Consider the following 19,819-nt stretch of genomic DNA (forward strand, 5'->3'; position numbering starts at 1 on the left):
TACAACCCTGATGTAATGCGATATTACGGTGTCTCTATACAGCATAGTAGCATCTTATTTGAAGTATCGTAAATGCTTATTTTTTCCATATGTAAGTACATTAATAAGCAAATCAACTCTTTGTAAAGTCACATAAAACACAAATGTTCAGCAAAATAGTCCATTCTGCTATAATATGCACAATGGTTATACTGACTATACACTTCAAGTGAATGAACGGAGGACAACAGATGTATTTACATGGAACAAGTCAAATAAATGATCAAGGTCATCTTGTGATCGGTGGTTGTGATACCGTTCAGTTAAAAGAACAATATGGTACACCTTTATATATTATGGATGAACATTTAATTCGTAGTCGTTGTCAGGAATATATGCAAGCTTTTGAAGCATCAGGATTAACTTTTCAAGTAGCTTATGCTAGCAAAGCTTTTTGTACGATGGCGATGTGCCGGATTGTAGAAGAAGAAGGATTGTCGATGGATGTGGTATCTGAGGGTGAATTATACACAGCGATGCAAGCTGGATTCCCTGTAGAACGGATACATTTTCATGGTAATAACAAAACACCTGATGAATTAGAGATGGCTCTAGATGCAGGAATTGGTTGCTTTGTAGTCGATAACTTTGTCGAACTGCAAGTATTAAATGCGATAGCCGCTTCCAAAAATCTGATTCCTAATATTTTGTTACGTGTAACGCCAGGGGTAGAAGCACATACCCATGAATATATTTCAACCGGTCAAGAAGATTCCAAATTCGGATTCGATGTAGGCAATGGAACAGCTTATCAAGCAGTCAAAGAAGCTCATCAATTGCAAAATGTTAAATTGCTTGGTATTCATTCTCATATCGGTTCACAGATTTTTGAAGTAGATGGTTTTCAAGTAGCTGTAGAGCGTGTTGCGGCTTTTGCGCTTGAAGTACAGCAACAAGAAGGCATTTCATTTACCGTTATCAATCTGGGTGGAGGATTCGGTATTCGGTATACAGCTGAAGATACGCCATTACAAGTAGCTGATTATGTAGAAGCGATCACGACAGCGGTGAAAGAACACTTTGCCAAATTAGAAGGAACATTACCGCAAATCTGGGTAGAACCCGGTCGTAGTATCGTAGGCGATGCCGGAACGACATTATATACAGTAGGCTCGAACAAAGATATTCCCAATGTACGTAAATATGTATCAGTCGATGGCGGTATGACAGATAATCCGCGTCTCGCTCTATATGAAGCGAAATACGAAGCAGTGATTGCCAATCGAGCAACAGATGAAGAGACAGAACTGGTATCCGTAGCTGGTAAATGCTGCGAAAGTGGCGACATGCTGATCTGGGATATTGAGCTGGCTTCTCCGGTAGCTGGCGATCTATTAGCTATAGCGTGTACAGGTGCATACAATTATTCAATGGCAAGCAATTATAATCGAATTCGTCGCCCGGCAGTGGTATTAGTCAAAGACGGCAAAAGTGATGTGATTGTAGAGCGAGAAACACTTGCAGATATTACAGGCAATGACGTTATTCCTGCTCGCCTAAGCAAAGCTACGATTACCGCTTCATAAATAAATAGAATCACTATAGCAACGATAGTATATAAAAAAATGCTGTCATTATCTCTATATGAACTGGAATTTTGAGTGTATTGCTCACCATATAAAACGATAAACAAGTGAACATGCCTTTGCGCAGAATTCATTTTCATAGTAAACTAAATAGGATGCTGTCCTACAGAACTAATTCTTGCTTAATCGTACTAGAGTGAAGTAGAGGCAAGCATCCTAATTTCTGTTTTTAATTGAGAGGAGATTTATTATATTATGTCTAAACAAGCGAACATCAAACTTGCAAACGGCGGCGAAGTAGTAATCGACCTGTTTGAACAAGATGCACCGAATACGGTTGCTAACTTTGAAAAATTAGCAAACGAAGGTTTCTACAATGGATTAACATTCCACCGTGTTATCCCTGGTTTTGTAGCACAAGGCGGATGCCCTAACGGTACAGGTACTGGTGGTCCTGGTTACACAATAAACTGCGAAATCAACCCGAACAAACACGAGCGCGGTTCTTTGGCTATGGCTCATGCAGGACGCAACACAGGCGGAAGCCAGTTCTACATCTGCTACCAACCACAACCACACTTGGATGGACAACATACAGTGTTCGGTAAAGTAGTAAAAGGTTTGGAATATGTTGATGCTCTTAAAGGTAGCGACAAAATGGAAACTGTTGCAGTTGTAGAAGCGTAAGCTTTTTTTCAACAGCAATAAGGGTCTGCATTTATAATGCAGGCTCTTTTTTTACTAAAAATCTGCTAAAGGAGTGTAAACCAATGTCAGGAACATTATTCACCCATGGCAAATTTGCATTTAGCTCTCATCTTCCCGCAGAAGCAGATGCAGTTTACATAGAAAATGGAATCATCTCTGCAATCGGTACGACGCAAGAATTATCGCTACAATTATCAGGCAAAGATTATCGTCAAGTGGACTGGGATGGTGCTTATGTATTGCCCGGCTTAGTCGATTCGCATATGCATTTATCTATGCATGGAATGAAATTATCTATGCTCGATTTCTCAGACGTGACCTCCAAAGAAGATATGATTCAGTTGATCCGTCAGCGTGCAGAAGTAACACCTGTAGGGGAATGGATTGTTGGATTGAACTGGAATGAGAATAATTTTGATCCACCGATTCCGCCACTACGAACAGAGTTGGATGAGATTACGACAAATCATCCTATTTATCTGACCCGTACCTGTTTTCATGCTTTTTTAGGTAATAGTGTAGCCTTTGCCAAAGCAGGAGTGACCTCATCTTCACCTGATCCTGAAGCCGGTTCGTTTGGAAGGGATGAAGCTGGAGAGTTGAACGGATGGATTTATGAAGAAGCTTCAGCGGCTTTTACCGCAGTACAGCCAGAACCAGATTATACTACCAAAAAAGAAGCGATTCGGCGCGCTTGTCAGGATGCACTTCGATTAGGATTGACCGCATCCCATACTGAAGATTTACGATTTTTGGGAAGTATAGAGACTATGCTACAGATTTATCGTGAATTGCATGCAGAAGGACTACAATTCCGCACCCATCAATTGATTTTTTATACTCATTTACAAGAAGCCCAAGCATTGGGATTACGGGCAGGTGACGGAGATGAATGGTTACGTATTGGTGCAGCCAAATTGTTCTCTGACGGAGCGATTGGAGGGCGTACAGCGCTATTACAACAACCGTATAGTGATGCACCTCATACACGCGGAATGGCGATTCATACGACAGCACAGTTAAATGAAATTACATCCTATGCTCGTTCGCTAGGCTATCCGATTGCTGTACATGCCATTGGTGATGGTGCGGCAGATCTTACATTATCAACGATGGAAACTCATCCGTTGCAAGGTATTTCACACTTGCCTGATCGATTTATCCATGCGCAGGTATTGGATCAACAACTGCTTGAGCGAATGACGCAATTACCACTTATTGCAGATATCCAACCTCGATTTGTTGCCAGTGATTTTCCTTGGGTGATGGAGCGTGTAGGTGCAGAACGTACCGATTATTTATATGCCTGGAAAAAGTTAATAGATGCTGGTGTGATCTGTGCAGGTGGAAGCGATGCACCTATTGAACCGCTTGATCCGATGCTCGGTATCCATGCCGCCGTTACCCGTCGTAGACCTTATGTTACAGAGCCAGCCGAAGGGTATCTACCACAGGAGCGACTTAGTATTGCTGAAGCGATTCATTTGTTTACAGTAGGCAGTGCACAAGCAGCAGGCGAAGAACAAGAACGTGGTAGTATTCACGTTGGCAAAGCGGCTGATTTTACAGTAATTGATCGAGATATTACTACGGATTCCGAATCTCTGTTGCAGACGGCTGTTCGTATGACAGTGGTGAATGGACAGATTGCTTATCAAGCGTAAACGATTAGGGTCTATCTACTCAGAAGATAGATATTTCACAACCCTAATAACCCTTCTTTTACAACTGTAGAAGAGGGTTATTAGGGTTGTTTTGCGTTCTATTTATGTATAGATTATATGGTCATGTAGAAAGTCTAAAAACTGTTGTTGCATCTTACCGAGCGGAATAATCTTTTTGAGAATCTGAAAGCGCCACGATTGTCCGTTACTTTGAAATGACCATGTTGAAGCCAGCGAAATTCCTTGATTATAATGATGCTCTTGTAGATCAGCAATCGGTAATTCAACGGTATGGATCACTTTGGAAGAAAAGAAGTTAAGAAATAAAACGATAAGTTTTTCATCATTAAGTAGCAATACAGCTTTACTGGAATACGCTGAAAAGTGTTGAGGTGTAGCATAACAGATATGCATATTCATTTCTTGATAAGGTGTAGTCAATTTGCTTATTAGTTTTTTGTTGATTAAAAACATAATAATCACCTTTCGATTAGTGTAATGGTAAGGATATTAGACGGAAACAATCTATCATTTTAAAAAATAAAACGCGAATTTATTATACAACAATAGAGGTAGTAGAGTCATAAGAGCACCTGTAGATGAAATGAATAATAGTGATATCACAGCGTGTAGCTTATAGAAAAAGTTAGGTTTCTTGATTTTTGCGTGTGTGGATGATATGATTTCAACATCACAGCGAAATGGTGATAATAACTTCATAATTTATCCTTCGGGGCGGGGCGAAATTCCCCACCGGCGGTGTTGAGATCAAGATAATATGTGATCTCTAAGTCCGTGACCCGGCTATGTGTGTAATAACCATAGACGGTGGATCTGGTGAGAATCCGGAGCCGACAGTATAGTCTGGATGGGAGAGGGATACAGAGATCGCTTGCACAGCGATTTCTGAATTAAGGTGCACTTATTTGAGTGTATAGTTTACTATTTTGATGAAGCAAGATACCTGAGCATCATTAGGTTTCTTTGGCATCTAAATAGATTCTATACGTAGCACATATGTAGAAATTGGATCAGTGGATCAAACTGAAACCAGCAGTAGGTATACAGTCTTTGCGCTGTAGATATACAGACATATGCGCACTCTATAAGAAGTACATTAGATTCTTACTCCTATACATTATTATGTTAAGCCCTGTAAACATTCGGATACTCTTCCGGTTTACAGGGCTTTTTGCTTGTCATTGTATCGGTATACACTTTATAATTTAGTTATTAAATTATGAATAGTAACTAAATATGATGATACTACGATCAAACTTGTAACAGCATGTTGATTAAGCACAAAGGATGCAGTTATGAATTTTTTATGGTGTCAAAGGAGCCCTGAATAATGAACGTAATCAATGATGAATTTTACATGACCCTAGCACTGGACTTGGCAGAAAAAGCTCAAGGGCAGACAGATATTAATCCTGTGGTCGGTTGTGTGGTTGTGAAAGACGGCAGAATCGTAGGAATGGGTGCACATTTACAGCGAGGAACCGGACATGCTGAAGTACATGCACTTAATATGGCAGGAGATCAAGCAGAAGGCGCTACAGCATATGTGACGTTAGAACCATGCAGTCACTATGGCAAAACGCCACCTTGTAGTGATCGTCTGATCAAAGAAAAAGTAAAACGAGTCGTTGTTGCTGCTGTAGACCCGAATCCACAGGTAGCAGGTTCTGGAATCGAACGACTGCGTAATCATGGAATCGAAGTGGTGACCGGTGTATTGGCGAAGCGCTCGGCACGACTCAACGAAACGTTTAACAAATATATTACAACAGGGCTCCCTTTTGTGACGCTCAAAACAGCCAGTACGTTAGATGGTCGTCTAGCATCTCGTACCGGTGATAGCAAATGGATCTCCAATAGCGATGCACGCGCGATCGTTCATACGATGCGTCATCGTCATCAAGGTATTATGGTGGGAATCGGCACAGTATTAGCCGATGATCCTGAGCTGACTACACGTACAGAAGTACCTGGCGTTCAGCCTACCCGTATTGTGATTGACTCACAACTACGTATTCCAGATACCGCCAAGTTATTGAATACAGACGTAGCGCCTACGATTATTGTCACTACTTATCAAGCCGATCGGGATCGTATCCATGAACTGCAAGAACGTGGCATCACCGTTATCATCTGTGGTAGCGGGCCGTATGTAGATCTTCCTTTTGCGATGAAAAAGCTTGGCGAACTTGAGATCTCTTCGATTTTGTTAGAAGGTGGCGGTACATTAAATGGTTCGATGCTTGAAGCAGGACTGATCGATCGAGTTACTTTATTTTTTGCTCCTAAGATTATTGGCGGTACGTTATCAACATTCGCTTTTGATGGATTTGAAAAAATGAATCAAGCTGTAACACTAGATGAGATCGAAATAGAGACGTTAGATGACAATATTTATATCAGTGGATTACCACGTTATCATCATCTCTAATATTCAAATAGCAGACCATCTTGGTAGAAAGGAGGATGTCTATGTTTACCGGACTGATCGAAGAAATAGGTACACTCCGACAAAATGGACGGCGTGGTGAAACGATGGTACTTGGTATTCAAGCATCACGTATTATGGACGGACTTCAGATTGGAGATAGTGTCTCATGCAACGGGGTATGCTTAACGGTTACCACGATAGCAGATTCTCTATTTACCGTAGATGTCATGCCAGAAACGTATCGTTCTTCTAGCCTTAAACATTTAAAAACAGGTAGCCCTATTAATCTAGAGCGAGCAATGATAGCGAATGGACGCTTCGGAGGGCATATCGTACAAGGTCATGTCGATGGCACAGCACATATTGAACAAATACAAAGCAACCAGAATGCTGTTATTTTCCAGATTGCTCCGACCGATCATGATCTATTTCGTTATATTATTCCGAAAGGATCTATCACTGTTGATGGCATCAGCTTGACGGTTGTATCGGTAACGACAACTTCATTCACAATCTCTATCATTCCACATACACTCAAAGAAACTGTACTTGCTTATCGAAAAGCAGGCGATATGGTCAATATTGAATGCGATGTGCTTGGTAAGTATGTAGAGCATTTACTACAATACCAATCGAATACAGCGAATGATGCTACCAGTCAGAAAAAGCCATCAATCACAAGCCAATTTTTGCAGGAAAATGGATATATGTAAGCGCTTGGTAATAAAAGCGCGACAAGGTTTAATAAAGGATGATTTTTGCAAAGCAAAATATCTTACAGTAAGCGCTTGGCACCATAAGCGCGAGAAGGTTCAATAAAAAAATGATTTTTGCAAAGCAAAATATCTTACAATAAGCGCTTGGCACCATAAGCGCGACAAGGTTCAAGAGGGAGGTTATATCGATGAATCACAAATCTACAAACTTAGATGCGATAGAAGCAGCAGTAGCTGATCTCAAACAGGGCAAAGTGATTATCGTAGTCGATGATGAAGATCGGGAAAATGAAGGCGACTTTATCGCTTTGGCAGATCGTGCTACCCCTGAAGTGATCAACTTTATGGTCACAGAAGGTCGAGGCTTGGTATGTGCTCCGATCACAAGTGGACGTGCTGCCGAGTTAGAACTGATTCCGATGGTAGCGCAAAATACTGATTATCATGGAACAGCTTTTACGGTATCCGTCGATCATATTAGTACTTCTACAGGTATCTCTGCACAAGAGCGATCTATGACAGTAATAGGTCTGACCGATCCAGAAGCTACACCAGCCCATTTTCGCCGTCCGGGTCATATGTTTCCATTGATTGCAAGTGAAGGCGGTGTACGGCAACGTCCCGGGCATACAGAAGCAGCAATTGATTTGGCTCGCTTATGTGATGCTCCACCTGCTGGTGTGATCTGTGAAATTATGAATACAGACGGCACGATGGCGCGTTTGCCCGAGCTCGAAGCAATCGCCAAGCAACACCATCTTCAATTGATCAGCATTCAAGCTTTAATAGCTTATTTGGAGCAGACATCTCCAACCGTGAATACCCACTCAAACTAATCTACCGAAAAGAGGATGAACACTATGGCTAATATTTTTGAAGGACATTTAATCGCGCAGGATCTTAAATTTGGTATCGTTGTTGGACGTTTTAATGAATTTATTACCACCAAATTGTTAGGTGGAGCACTTGATGCGCTCAAGCGTCATGGTACTGCTGAAAATGATATTGATGTGGCATGGGTTCCAGGTGCTTTTGAAATTCCTTTAGTTGCGCAAAAAATGGCTGAAAGCGGAAAGTATGATGCAGTGATCACATTAGGTACAGTGATTCGCGGATCTACAACTCATTATGATTATGTATGTAATGAAGTAGCTAAAGGTGTATCTGCCATTAATTTGAAAACAGGCGTACCTGTTATTTTCGGTATTGTAACGACTGAAAGTATTGAACAAGCGATTGAACGCGCAGGAACCAAAGCAGGTAATAAAGGTTGGGATTCAGCTAACGCAGCGATCGAAATGGCGAATTTAACTAAAATGATGAAATAATAGATCAAGTCTATCTTTGAGCAATAAGCACGTACGCTTGAATGTAGTTTGATATGGTATATGTTTTAGTTCATTTGGTAATCATTCATCTTGTACAATAAAAGATTGTTTTGATGTTATTGCTATCGTGTTTACTGCAAATGTATATGTTATATCTACAATATTTATCGTATGATAATAAAATAATAAGCGAAAAAAAGGGCAGAAACAGGGATTGCCCTTTTTTTGCTGAATATATACTGTGCAAAGTGCGCGATTAAGATACAATAAGAGATGAGAATCTATTGATTAAGAGGAGTGGTCCAGTGACGACTGTACTGTACAAACTGGAAACGTTTGAAGGGCCGCTCGATTTGTTGCTTCATTTAATTGATGAATCTGAAATTAATATCCAGGATATTCCGATCAGCAAAATTACAGATCAATATCTGGAATATCTTCATAGCATGAAAGAATTGGAACTTGAAGTGACCAGTGAATTTCTAGTGATGGCAGCGACATTATTGTCGATCAAAAGCAAATTGCTATTGCCACGTCCGCCTGTGATGGAGATGGATGATTTTGATTATTATGAGGAAGACGATCTGGACCCGCGTGCAGAGTTAGTACGCAAGCTGGTGGAATACCGCAAGTACAAAGGAATTGCTGTGCATTTGCGAGAAATGGAAACCGAGCGTAGCCTGATTTTTACAAAAGAACCGGAAGACTTGACCCCTTTTATGCCGAAAGACGATGTGAATCCAGTGGAAGGTCTGCATACGATAGATTTGATGGAGGCTTTTCGCAAAGCTCTTCGTAAAGTCGTACGCCGTACACAGGTGACCCGGATTCAGCGTGATGAGATTTCGGTGAAGGATCGGATACGTGAAGTGTCTACCCGGTTTCAAGGGTTAGGAAAAGGAGAAAGCTTGTTGTTTTCCAAACTGCTACACCAGGAAATGTATCGTCATGAGATCGTGGTGACTTTTTTGGCTGTGCTGGAATTAATGAAAATGAAGCAAATTTCCTGCTACCAAAGCCGGCTTTTTGACGATATCGTGATGGAGTGGAGAGGTGAAATAAGTAACAATGAAGTCCCAGAAATTGAAGTCGATTATTGAAGGTATGTTATTTCTGGCTGGAGAAGAAGGATTAAATGCGAAGCAGATTTCAGAAGTAACCGATCAACCGGTACAAACGGTACAGATCGCTATCGAAGAACTGCAAGCTGATCTGAAAAAAGCAAGACGGGGGATTCAGGTGGTTAATATCGCAGGTGGCTATCAGTTATCTACGATACGTGCGCATGCTGAATATTATGAACGATTGGCATACTCACCTTCCCGTTCTTCTTTATCTCAAGCCGCGCTTGAAACATTATCGATTGTAGCGTATCGCCAGCCGATTACACGAATTGAGATTGAAGAGATTCGTGGTGTCAAATCCGAGCGTGCAATTTACACATTAGTCAATAAAGATTTGATTCAAGAAACAGGACGGGCTGAAGCGATAGGACGCCCTATTTTATACGGTACGACTAAGTCATTTTTAGATTATTTCGGACTTGGCAATATTCGTGAACTTCCCGATGCTTCTGCTTTTGAAAATGCAGAAGATTTAGAAGGGGAAACACAGCTATTGTTCGAACGCTTGGAAGAACAGGTTCATAGTGAAGATATAGAAGTGTTAGAAGAATTGGGTGAAGAGCTCACAGAAATAGCAGAAGATATTGTATCTGATCAGGGATCAGGTGCAGAAGAACGTTCTACTTCTGATCAGACTATCGCTACACCGTCGGACTCTTCCAAAAATACACCACTAGATTAACCTGAGCTATCCAGCACACAAGTAATCTGAATAGAATCGTTAGATAAGATAATATAGTCCAAAAAAAGCCAAAATGATTGGGAATTGATCCGACAATCATTTTGGCTTTTTGCGTATCTTTTACTGTTAATTATACAGTTATTTTCGATAAGTATTACTTTTTCAACAGCAAGTAAAGAAAATACGGTGCTCCGATCAAAGCGACTACGATTCCCGCAGGCATTCCATCAGGATCAGCGAGGTTACGACCGATCGTATCTGCAAGCAACAATAACCAACCACCGATCAAAATCGATACAGGTACAAATAGTTGATGTCGTGGGCCTACTAATGCCCTCGCGATATGAGGAGCCATCAGCCCGATAAAAGCAATACCGCCTGTAACAGATACCGCAGACGCGGCAAGAGCGACAGCAGCTAACATAAGCAAAATGCGATCTTTTTGAATCGGTACACCTGCACCAATCGCTGTTCCTTCATTGAGTGCTAATAGATTCAGTGAACGGGATTTGTACAATACAAATGGAATCAGCACAATCAACCATGGTAGCAGTGCGATCACAAATGGCCAATCCGTTCCCCACACATTGCCAGCTAACCATCTTGAAATAAAATCCACTTTCACTCGATCTACCGAAGAGATCAACACAATCATACAACCGGATAATGCTAATGAAAATCCGACTCCTGTGATAATGAATTTCATCGGTTGCATACCTTCAGTACGACTATAGGAAAAGAGGTAAATTAATATAGCGGTAATCAGTGCCCCTGCAAAAGCAACGACAGGCAATATGTAGACAAATGTTCCAACTTCAAGTGGAGCAAATAAGAAAAATACAGTTACACCCAGACCTGCACCTGCATTAATACCGACAATCCCGGGATCAGCTAATTCATTGCGAGTAACACCTTGCAACACAGAACCAGCCAAAGCAAGCGCCATTCCTGCTAGCAATGTCACTAACATACGTGGCAATCGAATCGAGAACAGTACAAAGTCATCTACAAATGTACCGTTCCCCAGCAATGTAGGAATCAGTCGGTCAAACGATACAGAAGAAGCACCAACACTGAGTGCAATCACCATTGTAATTAAAATAATAATGGTCAATATACCAAGAATCATTTTTTGCTGACGGGCAGGTTGTAGTTGCTTCATCATAATGAGCGCACTCCTTTCCGCACAATCAGTAGAAAGAAAGGCAGTCCAATAATAGCGATAATAGCTGCAATCGGTGTCTCAAAAGGAGCATTGATCATGCGTGCTAACGTATCTGCGAATACCATAAAGGTAGCGCCTGCAATCGCAGATAGGGGCAAAATCGTACGATAATCAGTACCTGCAATCATACGCACAAGATGAGGAATCATCAGCCCAATAAATGCCAGATTTCCAACCAGTGCTACTGATGCTCCTGCAAGTAATGTAATCAATACAAATAAAATCATTTTGATCTGATGTGTTTGCAGACCCAATCCTACAGCAGTGCTTTCATTTAAGCTAAGAATGGTTAATTGACGTGAACAGAGAATAGCGATCACAATACAGATTACGATAACAGGGGTAATACTCTGAATCTGTCCCCATGTAGTGCCGATCAATCCGCCAGATGTCCACATCGTTACATTTTTAGAAATTTTAAATTGTAGACTGATTCCTTCAGCGACAGCCGATAACAAAGCTGAAACAGCTGCTCCTGCCAGCACCATACGTAATGGCGACATATTCCGTTTACGCAGTGCGGTCAATCCAAAAACAAGTAACATGCCTACAGCAGCCCCGATAAAACAAGCGATCATAATACCGAAGTAACCAACGCCTGGTAGAAAAACGAGAGCGACAGCCAATGCAGCATTTGCACCAGAACTTAATCCGAGTAAACCGGGATCGGCTAAAGGATTACGCGTAAGACCTTGCATAATAGCCCCGGCAACAGCCAGCGCAGCTCCTACCAGCACGCCGCCAATCTCACGCGGCAGACGCAATTCACGAATAATCGAAATATCGCCACCTGTGATCTGCGGATGAAATATCGCATTCCAGATATCAGATAATGAAATATTTTTAGCACCGACCATAATAGCGATTACAAATACAACAACAAACAGCAACAACATCAATATTAACTTGATCAGAAAAGCTTGAAAATGTTTGGTAGTCATAGCATTTTTCATTATACGGATCGTTTCCTTCTCTGTATTTAGAAAAGAAGGAACGCTAGGCGCTCCTTCTTTTCATTTGTCATTTACATTTAAGATTTACCTAGCAACGATTTGGTAATAAAGTCAAGCTGATAATCAAGTGATGCTGCATCATTAAAGTAGAATCCGCGTGCATCCACTTCAAATACACGCTTGTTTTTAACAGCTGGAATATTTTTGTACGTATCTGTATTCTGGAACGAAGCATCTACGCTAGGGTCTTTACTATAGAAAACATAATCTCCTAGATATTCAGGCAATACTTCAAGCGATAGATCATAATATCCTTTTTTCGAAGTCATTTCTTTTACTTTTTCAGGCATTTTCAGACCCATCGCTTGATAAATGATTTCTGTACCCCGTCCCCAAGCGCTACCGAACACATACAGTTGCTTAGAATCGCCTTCCATAACAGTTACAGTAGCATCATCACCGATTTTAGCTTTGATTTCAGCACCTGCTTTTTGTGCACGTTCTTTAAAGTCAGCAATCCACGCAGCGCCTTTGTCTGCTTGATTTACCGCTTTAGCGATTTCTTCAATCTGTGTTAAATAATCGACTTTGTTATAAGTATAAGTAACAACTGGAGCGAGTTTTTTTAATTTTTCTATGTTTTTAGTATCGCTTGCCGCAATAATTAGATCTGGTTTGAGTTCGATTATTTTTTCTAGATTATCGTCAGATACTTCAGCGACATCTTTTAATTGCTCTGCAAAGTTAGGATCAGCTTTGGTCCATGAATCTACACCAACCAGAGGAACACCAAGAGCAATTAAGTTACCTGCATAACCTGCTAGAGCGATTACACGTTGTGGATTAGCAGGAACTTCTACAGGGCCTGTCTCGGATTGATAAGTGATAGTACCGGTAGTAGCTGGAGCAGAAGTGCCTGTTTCTGTAGAGCTTGCTTTATCGGTAGTAGCCGTATTACCAGACTGATTACCACATGCGCTTAATACCAACACAATCACCATCATTAATGGTAACAACATTTTTTTCATACGTAAATTCCCCTTTAATATAGAATGAAATTGATAATCATTATCATACAACGACTCTCAAACTTTAAAACGATGTGATTTTTTTGTCAATATTTATTTTAAAAATGTAACCAAAATCATGCAGAAAGAGGGTAAGTTTGAAAGCAAAATAGATACCAAAATATTCAAGTGATAAGTCAGTCTTAAAAACAGTAAAACCGTGTAATCGATTGCAAATTGTCGTATTCAGTCATGTAATCTAGTAACATAGACGTTAGAGCGTAGTAGTCGATTTGCTTCTTAAATGCAGTCGTAGTAAGGTGTACTCATAACCTAATATTGGAAGGATGAATTTGTCTTATGACTAATTTGCAAGCGCTACAATTTCGTCAATCGTTAAAGCAATGGACTTTCAAAGCTGTCGATGAATCAGAATGGTTACCAGCTACTGTGCCAGGAACAGTGCATACTGACTTATTAGATAATGGTAAAATTTCGAATCCTTTTTATGGTACGAATGAAAAAGACGTACAATGGATTGATAAAAAAGATTGGGAGTACATAACAACGATTGATGTAGAAGCACCTGTGCTCAATCATTCGCATATTGAACTTGTATTTGCTGGTCTGGATACCTATGCAGATGTATATGTTAATGAACAGCATGTACTATCAGCAGATAATATGTTCCGCACATGGCGTGCAGATGTAAAGCCCTATGTAAAATTAGGCGCTAACGATATTCGTATTCATTTCCGCTCTCCTATTATGGAAGACTTACCGAAGCTAAAAGCATTAGGTTACGGATTACCTGCGAGCAATGATCAATCTGAAGTTGGTGAGCTAGGAGATCAAAGAGTGAGTATATTTGCTCGTAAAGCTCCTTATCATTATGGATGGGATTGGGGTCCACGTTTTGTAACTAGCGGTATCTGGCGTGAAGCTGAATTGGTCGCATGGTCAGACGTACGTATCGAAAATGTATATATTCGTCAAAATCAAGTGCATGTAGAATCTGCTGATCTTACAGCTGTTGTCCAAATTTATTCGGAACAAGAACGTCAGGTGAACTTGCGTGTATATGCGGATGGACAGAATTGGGAACAGACAGTGACATTAGCGGAAGGTACAGATGCTGTACAGATTCCACTTTTACTGGATAATCCTAAATTATGGTGGTCAAGAGGTCTAGGAGACGCTCATCTGTATACGTTTACAGTAGAGGTGTTAGAGCAGAATCAGACACTGGCTGTGAAATCAGAACGGACAGGTATTCGCTCCATCCGTCTGGTGACTGAACCTCATCCAGATTATCCGGGCACTTCGTTTTATTTTGAACTGAATGGTGTACCTGTTTTTGCTAAAGGGGCGAACCATATTCCGAATGACAGCTTCTCACCACGAGTGACATTAGAGCGTTATCGTCATGAGATTGTAACCGCTATAGAATCCAATATGAATATGCTTCGTGTGTGGGGTGGCGGTATTTATGAAAATGATGAATTCTATGACCTCTGTGACGAATACGGTATTCTGGTATGGCAGGATTTTATGTTTGCTTGCAGTATGTATCCAGGTGATGAAGAGTTTTTAGATAGTGTTCAAGCCGAAGCCGAAGATAATATTCGCCGACTACGTAATCATCCAAGTATTGTACTCTGGTGTGGTAATAATGAGATCGATTCTGCGTGGTCTCAATATGTAGAAGATGGTGGTTGGGGTTGGAAAAAAGACTACAATACAGAACAGCGTGCACAGATCTGGGCTGATTATGAGTCATTATTCCATGAGTTATTACCAGAAGTAGTGCGAGTAGAGCATCCGGGTATCTCATACTGGCCGTCATCGCCAATTGTTGCAGTGACAAATAATGAAAAACAACATACACATGGCATAACAGATTCTGGAGATATCCACTATTGGGGTGTATGGCATAACAGTGAGCCATTTGAACGCTACAATACGTATATCGGTCGATTTATGAGTGAGTATGGATTCCAATCGTTTCCAGAGTACAAATCGGTTCGTACGTATGCTGAAGAATCCGATTTGGAATTAGAATCTGAAGTCATGCTTCGTCATCAGAAAAATGGAGCAGGCAATCGATTGATCAAAGAATACATGGATAAATATTTACCAGCACCAAAAGATTTTCCTTCGTTTCTGTATATGAGTCAGGTTCTACAAGCTGAAGCGATGAAAACTGCCATCGAAGCTCATCGTCGCCGTAAACCGTATTGTATGGGAACATTATACTGGCAAATGAATGATTGTTGGCCTGTTGCATCATGGTCAAGTATGGATTACTATGGTCGCTGGAAAGCGGTCCAATATTATGCCAAACGTAGTTTTGAAGATATTTTATTATCGGTTGATAATTCAGTCTCAGGTACAGTCAATATTCATCTTGTCTCTGATCTGATTGCACCCAAATCATTAACAGTTCGTGTCAAAGTACTTGGAATAGACGGTACATTGTACAAAGAAATGCCGCAATCTCTTACCCTTGCAGGTGGAGAAGCGATTCAATTACTATCTTTGACGACAGAACAGTTACTTGGAGACGTGAATCCAGCAGAAGCGATTCTGGTAGCAGAATTAGAGCACGAAAATCAACTACTTCATACAGAGATTGCTTATTTTGTATCTGCAACCGAGTTACCTTTACAACAACCGAATATTCAAATCGCAGAAACAGAAGTCGATGGCGTTATTGCTTATGAATTGACCACAGATGTGTTGGCGCGTCAGGTATGGTTAAATACAGCAAGCGAAGGCATATTTAGCGATAACTTCTTTGATCTGATTCCTGGAGTGACCAAAACAATTCAATTCAAGCAATTACAGACACTAGAAGATGTGCACCATGCTAACGAAATGCAGTCTGAATCCAATATTGTACAACCATCGGTATCTCATTCACCACAATTTGTACCTGCGAAGCCAGAAGATTTGCAAGTTCAATCGATGGCAGATTTTATCCATATTTCGTAAGATTTGATCTAGATTGATGAAATAGTCAGTTGTGCTTCTCTATATATCCTTTCAAAATCACATGAAACTCCCTAAAATCACAATAAACTTGGGGAGTGTCTTGTGATTTTGTGCATAGATGAGTATCATTAGTGTGAGGTGAATTAACTATTATGGAACGATTGCAAAAAATATTAGCACAAGCAGGTATAGCTTCCCGACGTAAATGTGAAGAGTTAATTGTAGCAGGTAAAGTAACTCTCAATGGTGAAGTTGTCACTGAGCTTGGAACCAAAGCAGATCCAACAGTGGACGAGATTATTGTTAATGGACGATCGATTGCTGCGGAGAAAAAAGTATATATTATGTTCAACAAACCTAAAGGGGTTATTACAAGTGCTTCTGATCCAGAAGGACGTAAAATTGTAGGCGATTATCTTAAAGGTGTTCGTGAACGTGTATATCCTGTAGGACGACTGGATTACGATTCAGAAGGTCTTTTAATTTTGACGAATGATGGAGAATTGGCTAATCGCTTAACTCATCCAAGACATCACGTACCCAAAACATATCATGTAACGGTAGAAGGCGTACCACACGGTACAGCACTAGAGAAATTCCGTCAAGGGATTCAATTGGAAGATGGAATGACTCAACCTGCTGAAGCGGATTATTATGATATTGATACAGAGAAGAAGCAAGCAACGATACGTGTAACGATTCATGAAGGTAGAAACCGTCAGATTCGTCGTATGTTCGAAGCTTTGTCTCATAAAGTGATTCGGTTGAAACGGATTTCTTTTGGCGAATTACTTGTAGGTAATTTGAAGCGTGGTCTATATCGCCACCTGACCAAAGAAGAAATTGATAAGCTAAAAAGCAGCGGTAAAGCATAACATAGAGATCATTTATATCCATTGATGACAGCTAGGAGGCTTTAGTGAATGAGTGACCAGATGAATCGCATTTTAGTAGTGGATGACGAAGAACGTATTCGCCGTTTACTACGCATGTATTTAGAAAAAGAAGGCTATGAGATTGATGAAGCTGAAGACGGAGAAGCTGCGTTACGCAAAGCAGTAGCAGAAGATTACGGCTTAATTATGCTTGATCTAATGTTACCGGGGATCGATGGTATCGAAGTATGTAGTCGTCTACGTCAAGTCAAATCAACACCCGTATTGATGCTTACCGCTAAAGGGGAAGAAGTCAATCGTGTGCAAGGATTTGAAGTGGGCGCAGATGATTATGTCGTTAAGCCATTCAGTCCGCGTGAAGTGATCTATCGGGTCAAAGCGATTATGCGTCGCTCTTCAGCAACAGCGTACCTTTCTCAAGAAAACAACTCAAGCAACAATATCGTATTTCCAAACCTGATTATTGAGCATGATGCGCATCGTGTAACCGCAAGTGGACACGAGATTAGCTTAACGCCGAAAGAATACGAATTGCTCCATTTTCTAGCGGTATCGCCGGATAAAGTATTCTCACGTGAAGAATTGCTCAAAGATGTATGGAATTACGAGTTTTTTGGTGATTTGCGTACAGTAGATACCCATGTAAAACGGTTGCGCGAAAAGCTAAACAAAGTATCACCTGAATCAGCCGCAATGATCACTACGGTATGGGGCGTTGGTTACAAGTTAGAGGTTCCAAAATAAGTGGACTTCTGGAGAACGCTTGTCGGTAAGTTGTGGCTGACGATTAGCGCATTAGTGGCTTGTGTACTGTTAACACTCGGTTTATTTTTGCTACCTTATATCGATAGTACATTTACCAATTCCGGTTCGATCAAACGGTTATTTACCTATGTCTCGATCGTAGGATTCTCGATGACTACTTTTTTTGCTCTTTTTTTATTGACCAAAATTACACAACCGATGCAGCAATTAATTCAAGCCGCAGACGGGATTCGCAAAGGAAAATACAATACCCGCGTATCTTTGCAAACCAGTGATGAGATCGGTCAATTAGCAAGCGCATTTAATCATATGGCAGAAGAATTGGAAAAAAATATTCAGAATTTACAGCTGGAAAAAGAACAAATGGCAAGCATACTTCGCAGTATGGGAGATGCAGTGATTACATTCGATAAATCCGGAAATATGATTCTGCATAATCCACCAGGCGAAATGATTATGGATACGTGGCACAAAGCGGGCTGGGAACGTCAAGAACAAGATGGAACAACGGCTGATAGCAAAGTGCCAGAACCTCTATATCCGATGTTCCAGAGCGTTATTCGAGAACGTCAGGATCAAAGTTCTAATATTCATGTCAAACAGCAAGTCTGGTCTGTTAATATGGCTCCTTTATACTCGGGTAACGATGTACGCGGAACCGTATCGGTAATGCGTAACGTGACAGATGAGGTCAAAGCAGAGAAGATGCGTCGTGACTTTGTAGCTAATGTATCTCATGAGATTCGTACACCTTTGCAGATGATTCAAGGGTATAGTGAAGCATTGCTTGATGGGATGGCTACGTCCAAAGAAGAAAGCGACGAATTGGTGCAGGTCATCTATGATGAATCATTACGTATGGGTAGATTGGTGCAGGATTTATTAGATCTTGCACGCATGGAAGCTGGCCATATCGATATGAATTTTGATGAGATTGATCTGAATGAATTAATGGATCGAGTCTATCGCAAATTTACTGTTCGAGCCAAAGAAAGAGAACTCAAACTTAACTTTGTACGTGACGAGTTCTTGCATTTGTATGCCGATGTCGATCGGTTAGAGCAAATATTCACCAACTTGCTTGATAATGCTTTTCGTCATACTTCTGCCGGTGGAACAATTACCGTAACAGCTCATATGGAAAAAGAGCATGTGCGTGTAGTGTTCCAGGATACAGGAGCCGGTATACCGATGGACGATCTTCCTTTTATTTTTGAACGCTTTTACAAAGCAGATAAAGCTCGTGTACGTGGCGAAGCTGGTGGTACAGGTCTGGGTCTTGCGATTGTACGTAATATCGTAGAAGCTCATCATGGAAGTATTACAGCAGATAGTATTATCGGCAAAGGCACTGAATTTACGTTATTGCTCCCGATTCAGCATTCTGAAGAAGTGTCGTCAAATGTAATAGGAACATATAACAAATAAAAAAGGGCTAGCAAATATGGTCATAGCCCCGTCAAGTAGACACTTAAAAAGTACGTTTTTAAACGGCGGCCTTTTCCCGAAATTCTTTCGGGGAAAGGCCGTTTAGTTTGCTTTGGAAACGCTGCTCATTGTAATACGTCAAATAATCGGCAATTTGGGATCTGGCTTCTTCGAGTGTGGTAGGAGTCTCCAAATACAGTTTCTCCGTTTTGAGGTGCGAAAAAAAAGACTCTACACAGGCATTGTCAAAACAGTTGCCTCGTCTGGAATGGCTTCCTGTGAGTCCTTTCGTCTGCAAGAGATGAGCGTAAC

Annotated in this window: 18 protein-coding genes and 1 riboswitch; of the genes, 13 read left to right on the top strand and 5 right to left on the bottom strand. The window is 40.8% G+C overall.

All coding sequences use genetic code 11. The features are described 5' to 3' along the window. Positions 1-230 precede the first annotated feature (230 nt). From lysA to QCD85_RS16415, 3 genes are all read left to right on the top strand, one after another. Positions 231-1,565: a diaminopimelate decarboxylase gene (lysA, locus tag QCD85_RS16405; RefSeq protein ID WP_301263247.1), complete on the top strand. Its 1,335-nt coding sequence runs from the start codon at positions 231-233 to the stop codon at positions 1,563-1,565. A gap of 255 nt (positions 1,566-1,820) precedes the next feature. Beyond that, positions 1,821-2,252 (top strand): peptidylprolyl isomerase, encoded by a 432-nt coding sequence (locus tag QCD85_RS16410; protein ID WP_204823474.1) that lies wholly within the window; start codon positions 1,821-1,823, stop codon positions 2,250-2,252. Between the two features lie 83 nt (positions 2,253-2,335). Continuing rightward, on the top strand, positions 2,336-3,937 hold the full coding sequence (locus QCD85_RS16415; protein ID WP_301263248.1) for an amidohydrolase: 1,602 nt from the start codon (positions 2,336-2,338) through the stop codon (positions 3,935-3,937). 102 nt (positions 3,938-4,039) lie between these two features. Here the strand turns inward: QCD85_RS16415 and QCD85_RS16420 are convergent, their stop codons facing one another. Next, positions 4,040-4,411 carry a hypothetical protein gene (locus QCD85_RS16420; protein WP_301263249.1) on the bottom strand — a complete coding sequence of 124 codons (372 nt, stop codon included), beginning with the start codon at positions 4,409-4,411 and terminating at the stop codon, positions 4,040-4,042. Between the two features lie 248 nt (positions 4,412-4,659). Next, positions 4,660-4,821, top strand: a riboswitch (FMN riboswitch). Positions 4,822-5,288: 467 nt separating this feature from the next. On the opposite strand from QCD85_RS16420, the gene ribD reads away from it, so the two are divergent. The 6 genes from ribD (at position 5,289) to scpB (ending at position 10,239) form a co-directional block, all read left to right on the top strand. Beyond that, positions 5,289-6,389, top strand: a complete 1,101-nt coding sequence (gene ribD, locus QCD85_RS16425) for a bifunctional diaminohydroxyphosphoribosylaminopyrimidine deaminase/5-amino-6-(5-phosphoribosylamino)uracil reductase RibD (RefSeq protein WP_301263250.1) — start codon at positions 5,289-5,291, stop codon at positions 6,387-6,389. Positions 6,390-6,430: 41 nt separating this feature from the next. Then, complete coding sequence (gene ribE, locus QCD85_RS16430; protein WP_301263251.1) at positions 6,431-7,102, top strand: riboflavin synthase; 672 nt, start codon at positions 6,431-6,433, stop codon at positions 7,100-7,102. A gap of 191 nt (positions 7,103-7,293) precedes the next feature. Beyond that, entirely contained in the window at positions 7,294-7,941 is a 648-nt protein-coding gene (gene ribB / locus QCD85_RS16435; protein WP_273612896.1) for a 3,4-dihydroxy-2-butanone-4-phosphate synthase, read from the top strand. Positions 7,942-7,965: 24 nt separating this feature from the next. Next, entirely contained in the window at positions 7,966-8,433 is a 468-nt protein-coding gene (gene ribH / locus QCD85_RS16440) for a 6,7-dimethyl-8-ribityllumazine synthase (RefSeq protein ID WP_137220647.1), read from the top strand. A 305-nt stretch (positions 8,434-8,738) separates the two neighbouring features. Next, positions 8,739-9,533: a segregation and condensation protein A gene (locus QCD85_RS16445; RefSeq protein ID WP_204823481.1), complete on the top strand. Its 795-nt coding sequence runs from the start codon at positions 8,739-8,741 to the stop codon at positions 9,531-9,533. Continuing rightward, on the top strand, positions 9,502-10,239 hold the full coding sequence (gene scpB / locus QCD85_RS16450) for an SMC-Scp complex subunit ScpB (protein WP_301263252.1): 738 nt from the start codon (positions 9,502-9,504) through the stop codon (positions 10,237-10,239). Before QCD85_RS16445 ends, scpB begins: the two co-directional genes overlap by 32 nt. A 154-nt stretch (positions 10,240-10,393) precedes the next feature. Here the strand turns inward: scpB and QCD85_RS16455 are convergent, their stop codons facing one another. The 3 genes from QCD85_RS16455 to QCD85_RS16465 all read right to left on the bottom strand — a co-directional run bounded on the left by QCD85_RS16455 (position 10,394) and on the right by QCD85_RS16465 (position 13,445). Further along, positions 10,394-11,401 carry a FecCD family ABC transporter permease gene (locus QCD85_RS16455; RefSeq protein WP_274172903.1) on the bottom strand — a complete coding sequence of 336 codons (1,008 nt, stop codon included), beginning with the start codon at positions 11,399-11,401 and terminating at the stop codon, positions 10,394-10,396. After that, positions 11,401-12,417, bottom strand: coding sequence for a FecCD family ABC transporter permease (locus tag QCD85_RS16460; RefSeq protein WP_301263253.1), 1,017 nt, complete (start codon positions 12,415-12,417; stop codon positions 11,401-11,403). Before QCD85_RS16460 ends, QCD85_RS16455 begins: the two co-directional genes overlap by 1 nt. 77 nt (positions 12,418-12,494) lie before the next feature. Further along, a complete protein-coding gene (locus QCD85_RS16465; protein ID WP_301263254.1) occupies positions 12,495-13,445 on the bottom strand; it encodes an iron-hydroxamate ABC transporter substrate-binding protein in 951 nt (316 codons plus the stop codon). Positions 13,446-13,784: 339 nt separating this feature from the next. Between QCD85_RS16465 and QCD85_RS16470 the strand changes: the two genes are divergently transcribed. From QCD85_RS16470 to QCD85_RS16485, 4 genes are all read left to right on the top strand, one after another. Next, on the top strand, positions 13,785-16,418 hold the full coding sequence (locus QCD85_RS16470; RefSeq protein WP_301263255.1) for a beta-mannosidase: 2,634 nt from the start codon (positions 13,785-13,787) through the stop codon (positions 16,416-16,418). 152 nt (positions 16,419-16,570) lie between these two features. Continuing rightward, positions 16,571-17,293, top strand: a complete 723-nt coding sequence (locus QCD85_RS16475; protein WP_273612891.1) for a pseudouridine synthase — start codon at positions 16,571-16,573, stop codon at positions 17,291-17,293. Positions 17,294-17,341: 48 nt separating this feature from the next. After that, positions 17,342-18,058 (top strand): response regulator transcription factor, encoded by a 717-nt coding sequence (locus QCD85_RS16480; RefSeq protein ID WP_069327893.1) that lies wholly within the window; start codon positions 17,342-17,344, stop codon positions 18,056-18,058. Continuing rightward, positions 18,059-19,507: an ATP-binding protein gene (locus QCD85_RS16485; RefSeq protein WP_301263256.1), complete on the top strand. Its 1,449-nt coding sequence runs from the start codon at positions 18,059-18,061 to the stop codon at positions 19,505-19,507. 58 nt (positions 19,508-19,565) lie between these two features. On the opposite strand, the gene QCD85_RS16490 is transcribed toward QCD85_RS16485, so the two are convergent. Further along, positions 19,566-19,819: IS3 family transposase (locus QCD85_RS16490; protein WP_301263257.1), on the bottom strand; the 254-nt coding region annotated here is incomplete at its 5' end.

Origin of the sequence: Paenibacillus sp. PsM32, assembly GCF_030433815.1 — a bacterium.
Lineage (GTDB): Bacteria > Bacillota > Bacilli > Paenibacillales > Paenibacillaceae > Saccharibacillus > Saccharibacillus kyungheensis.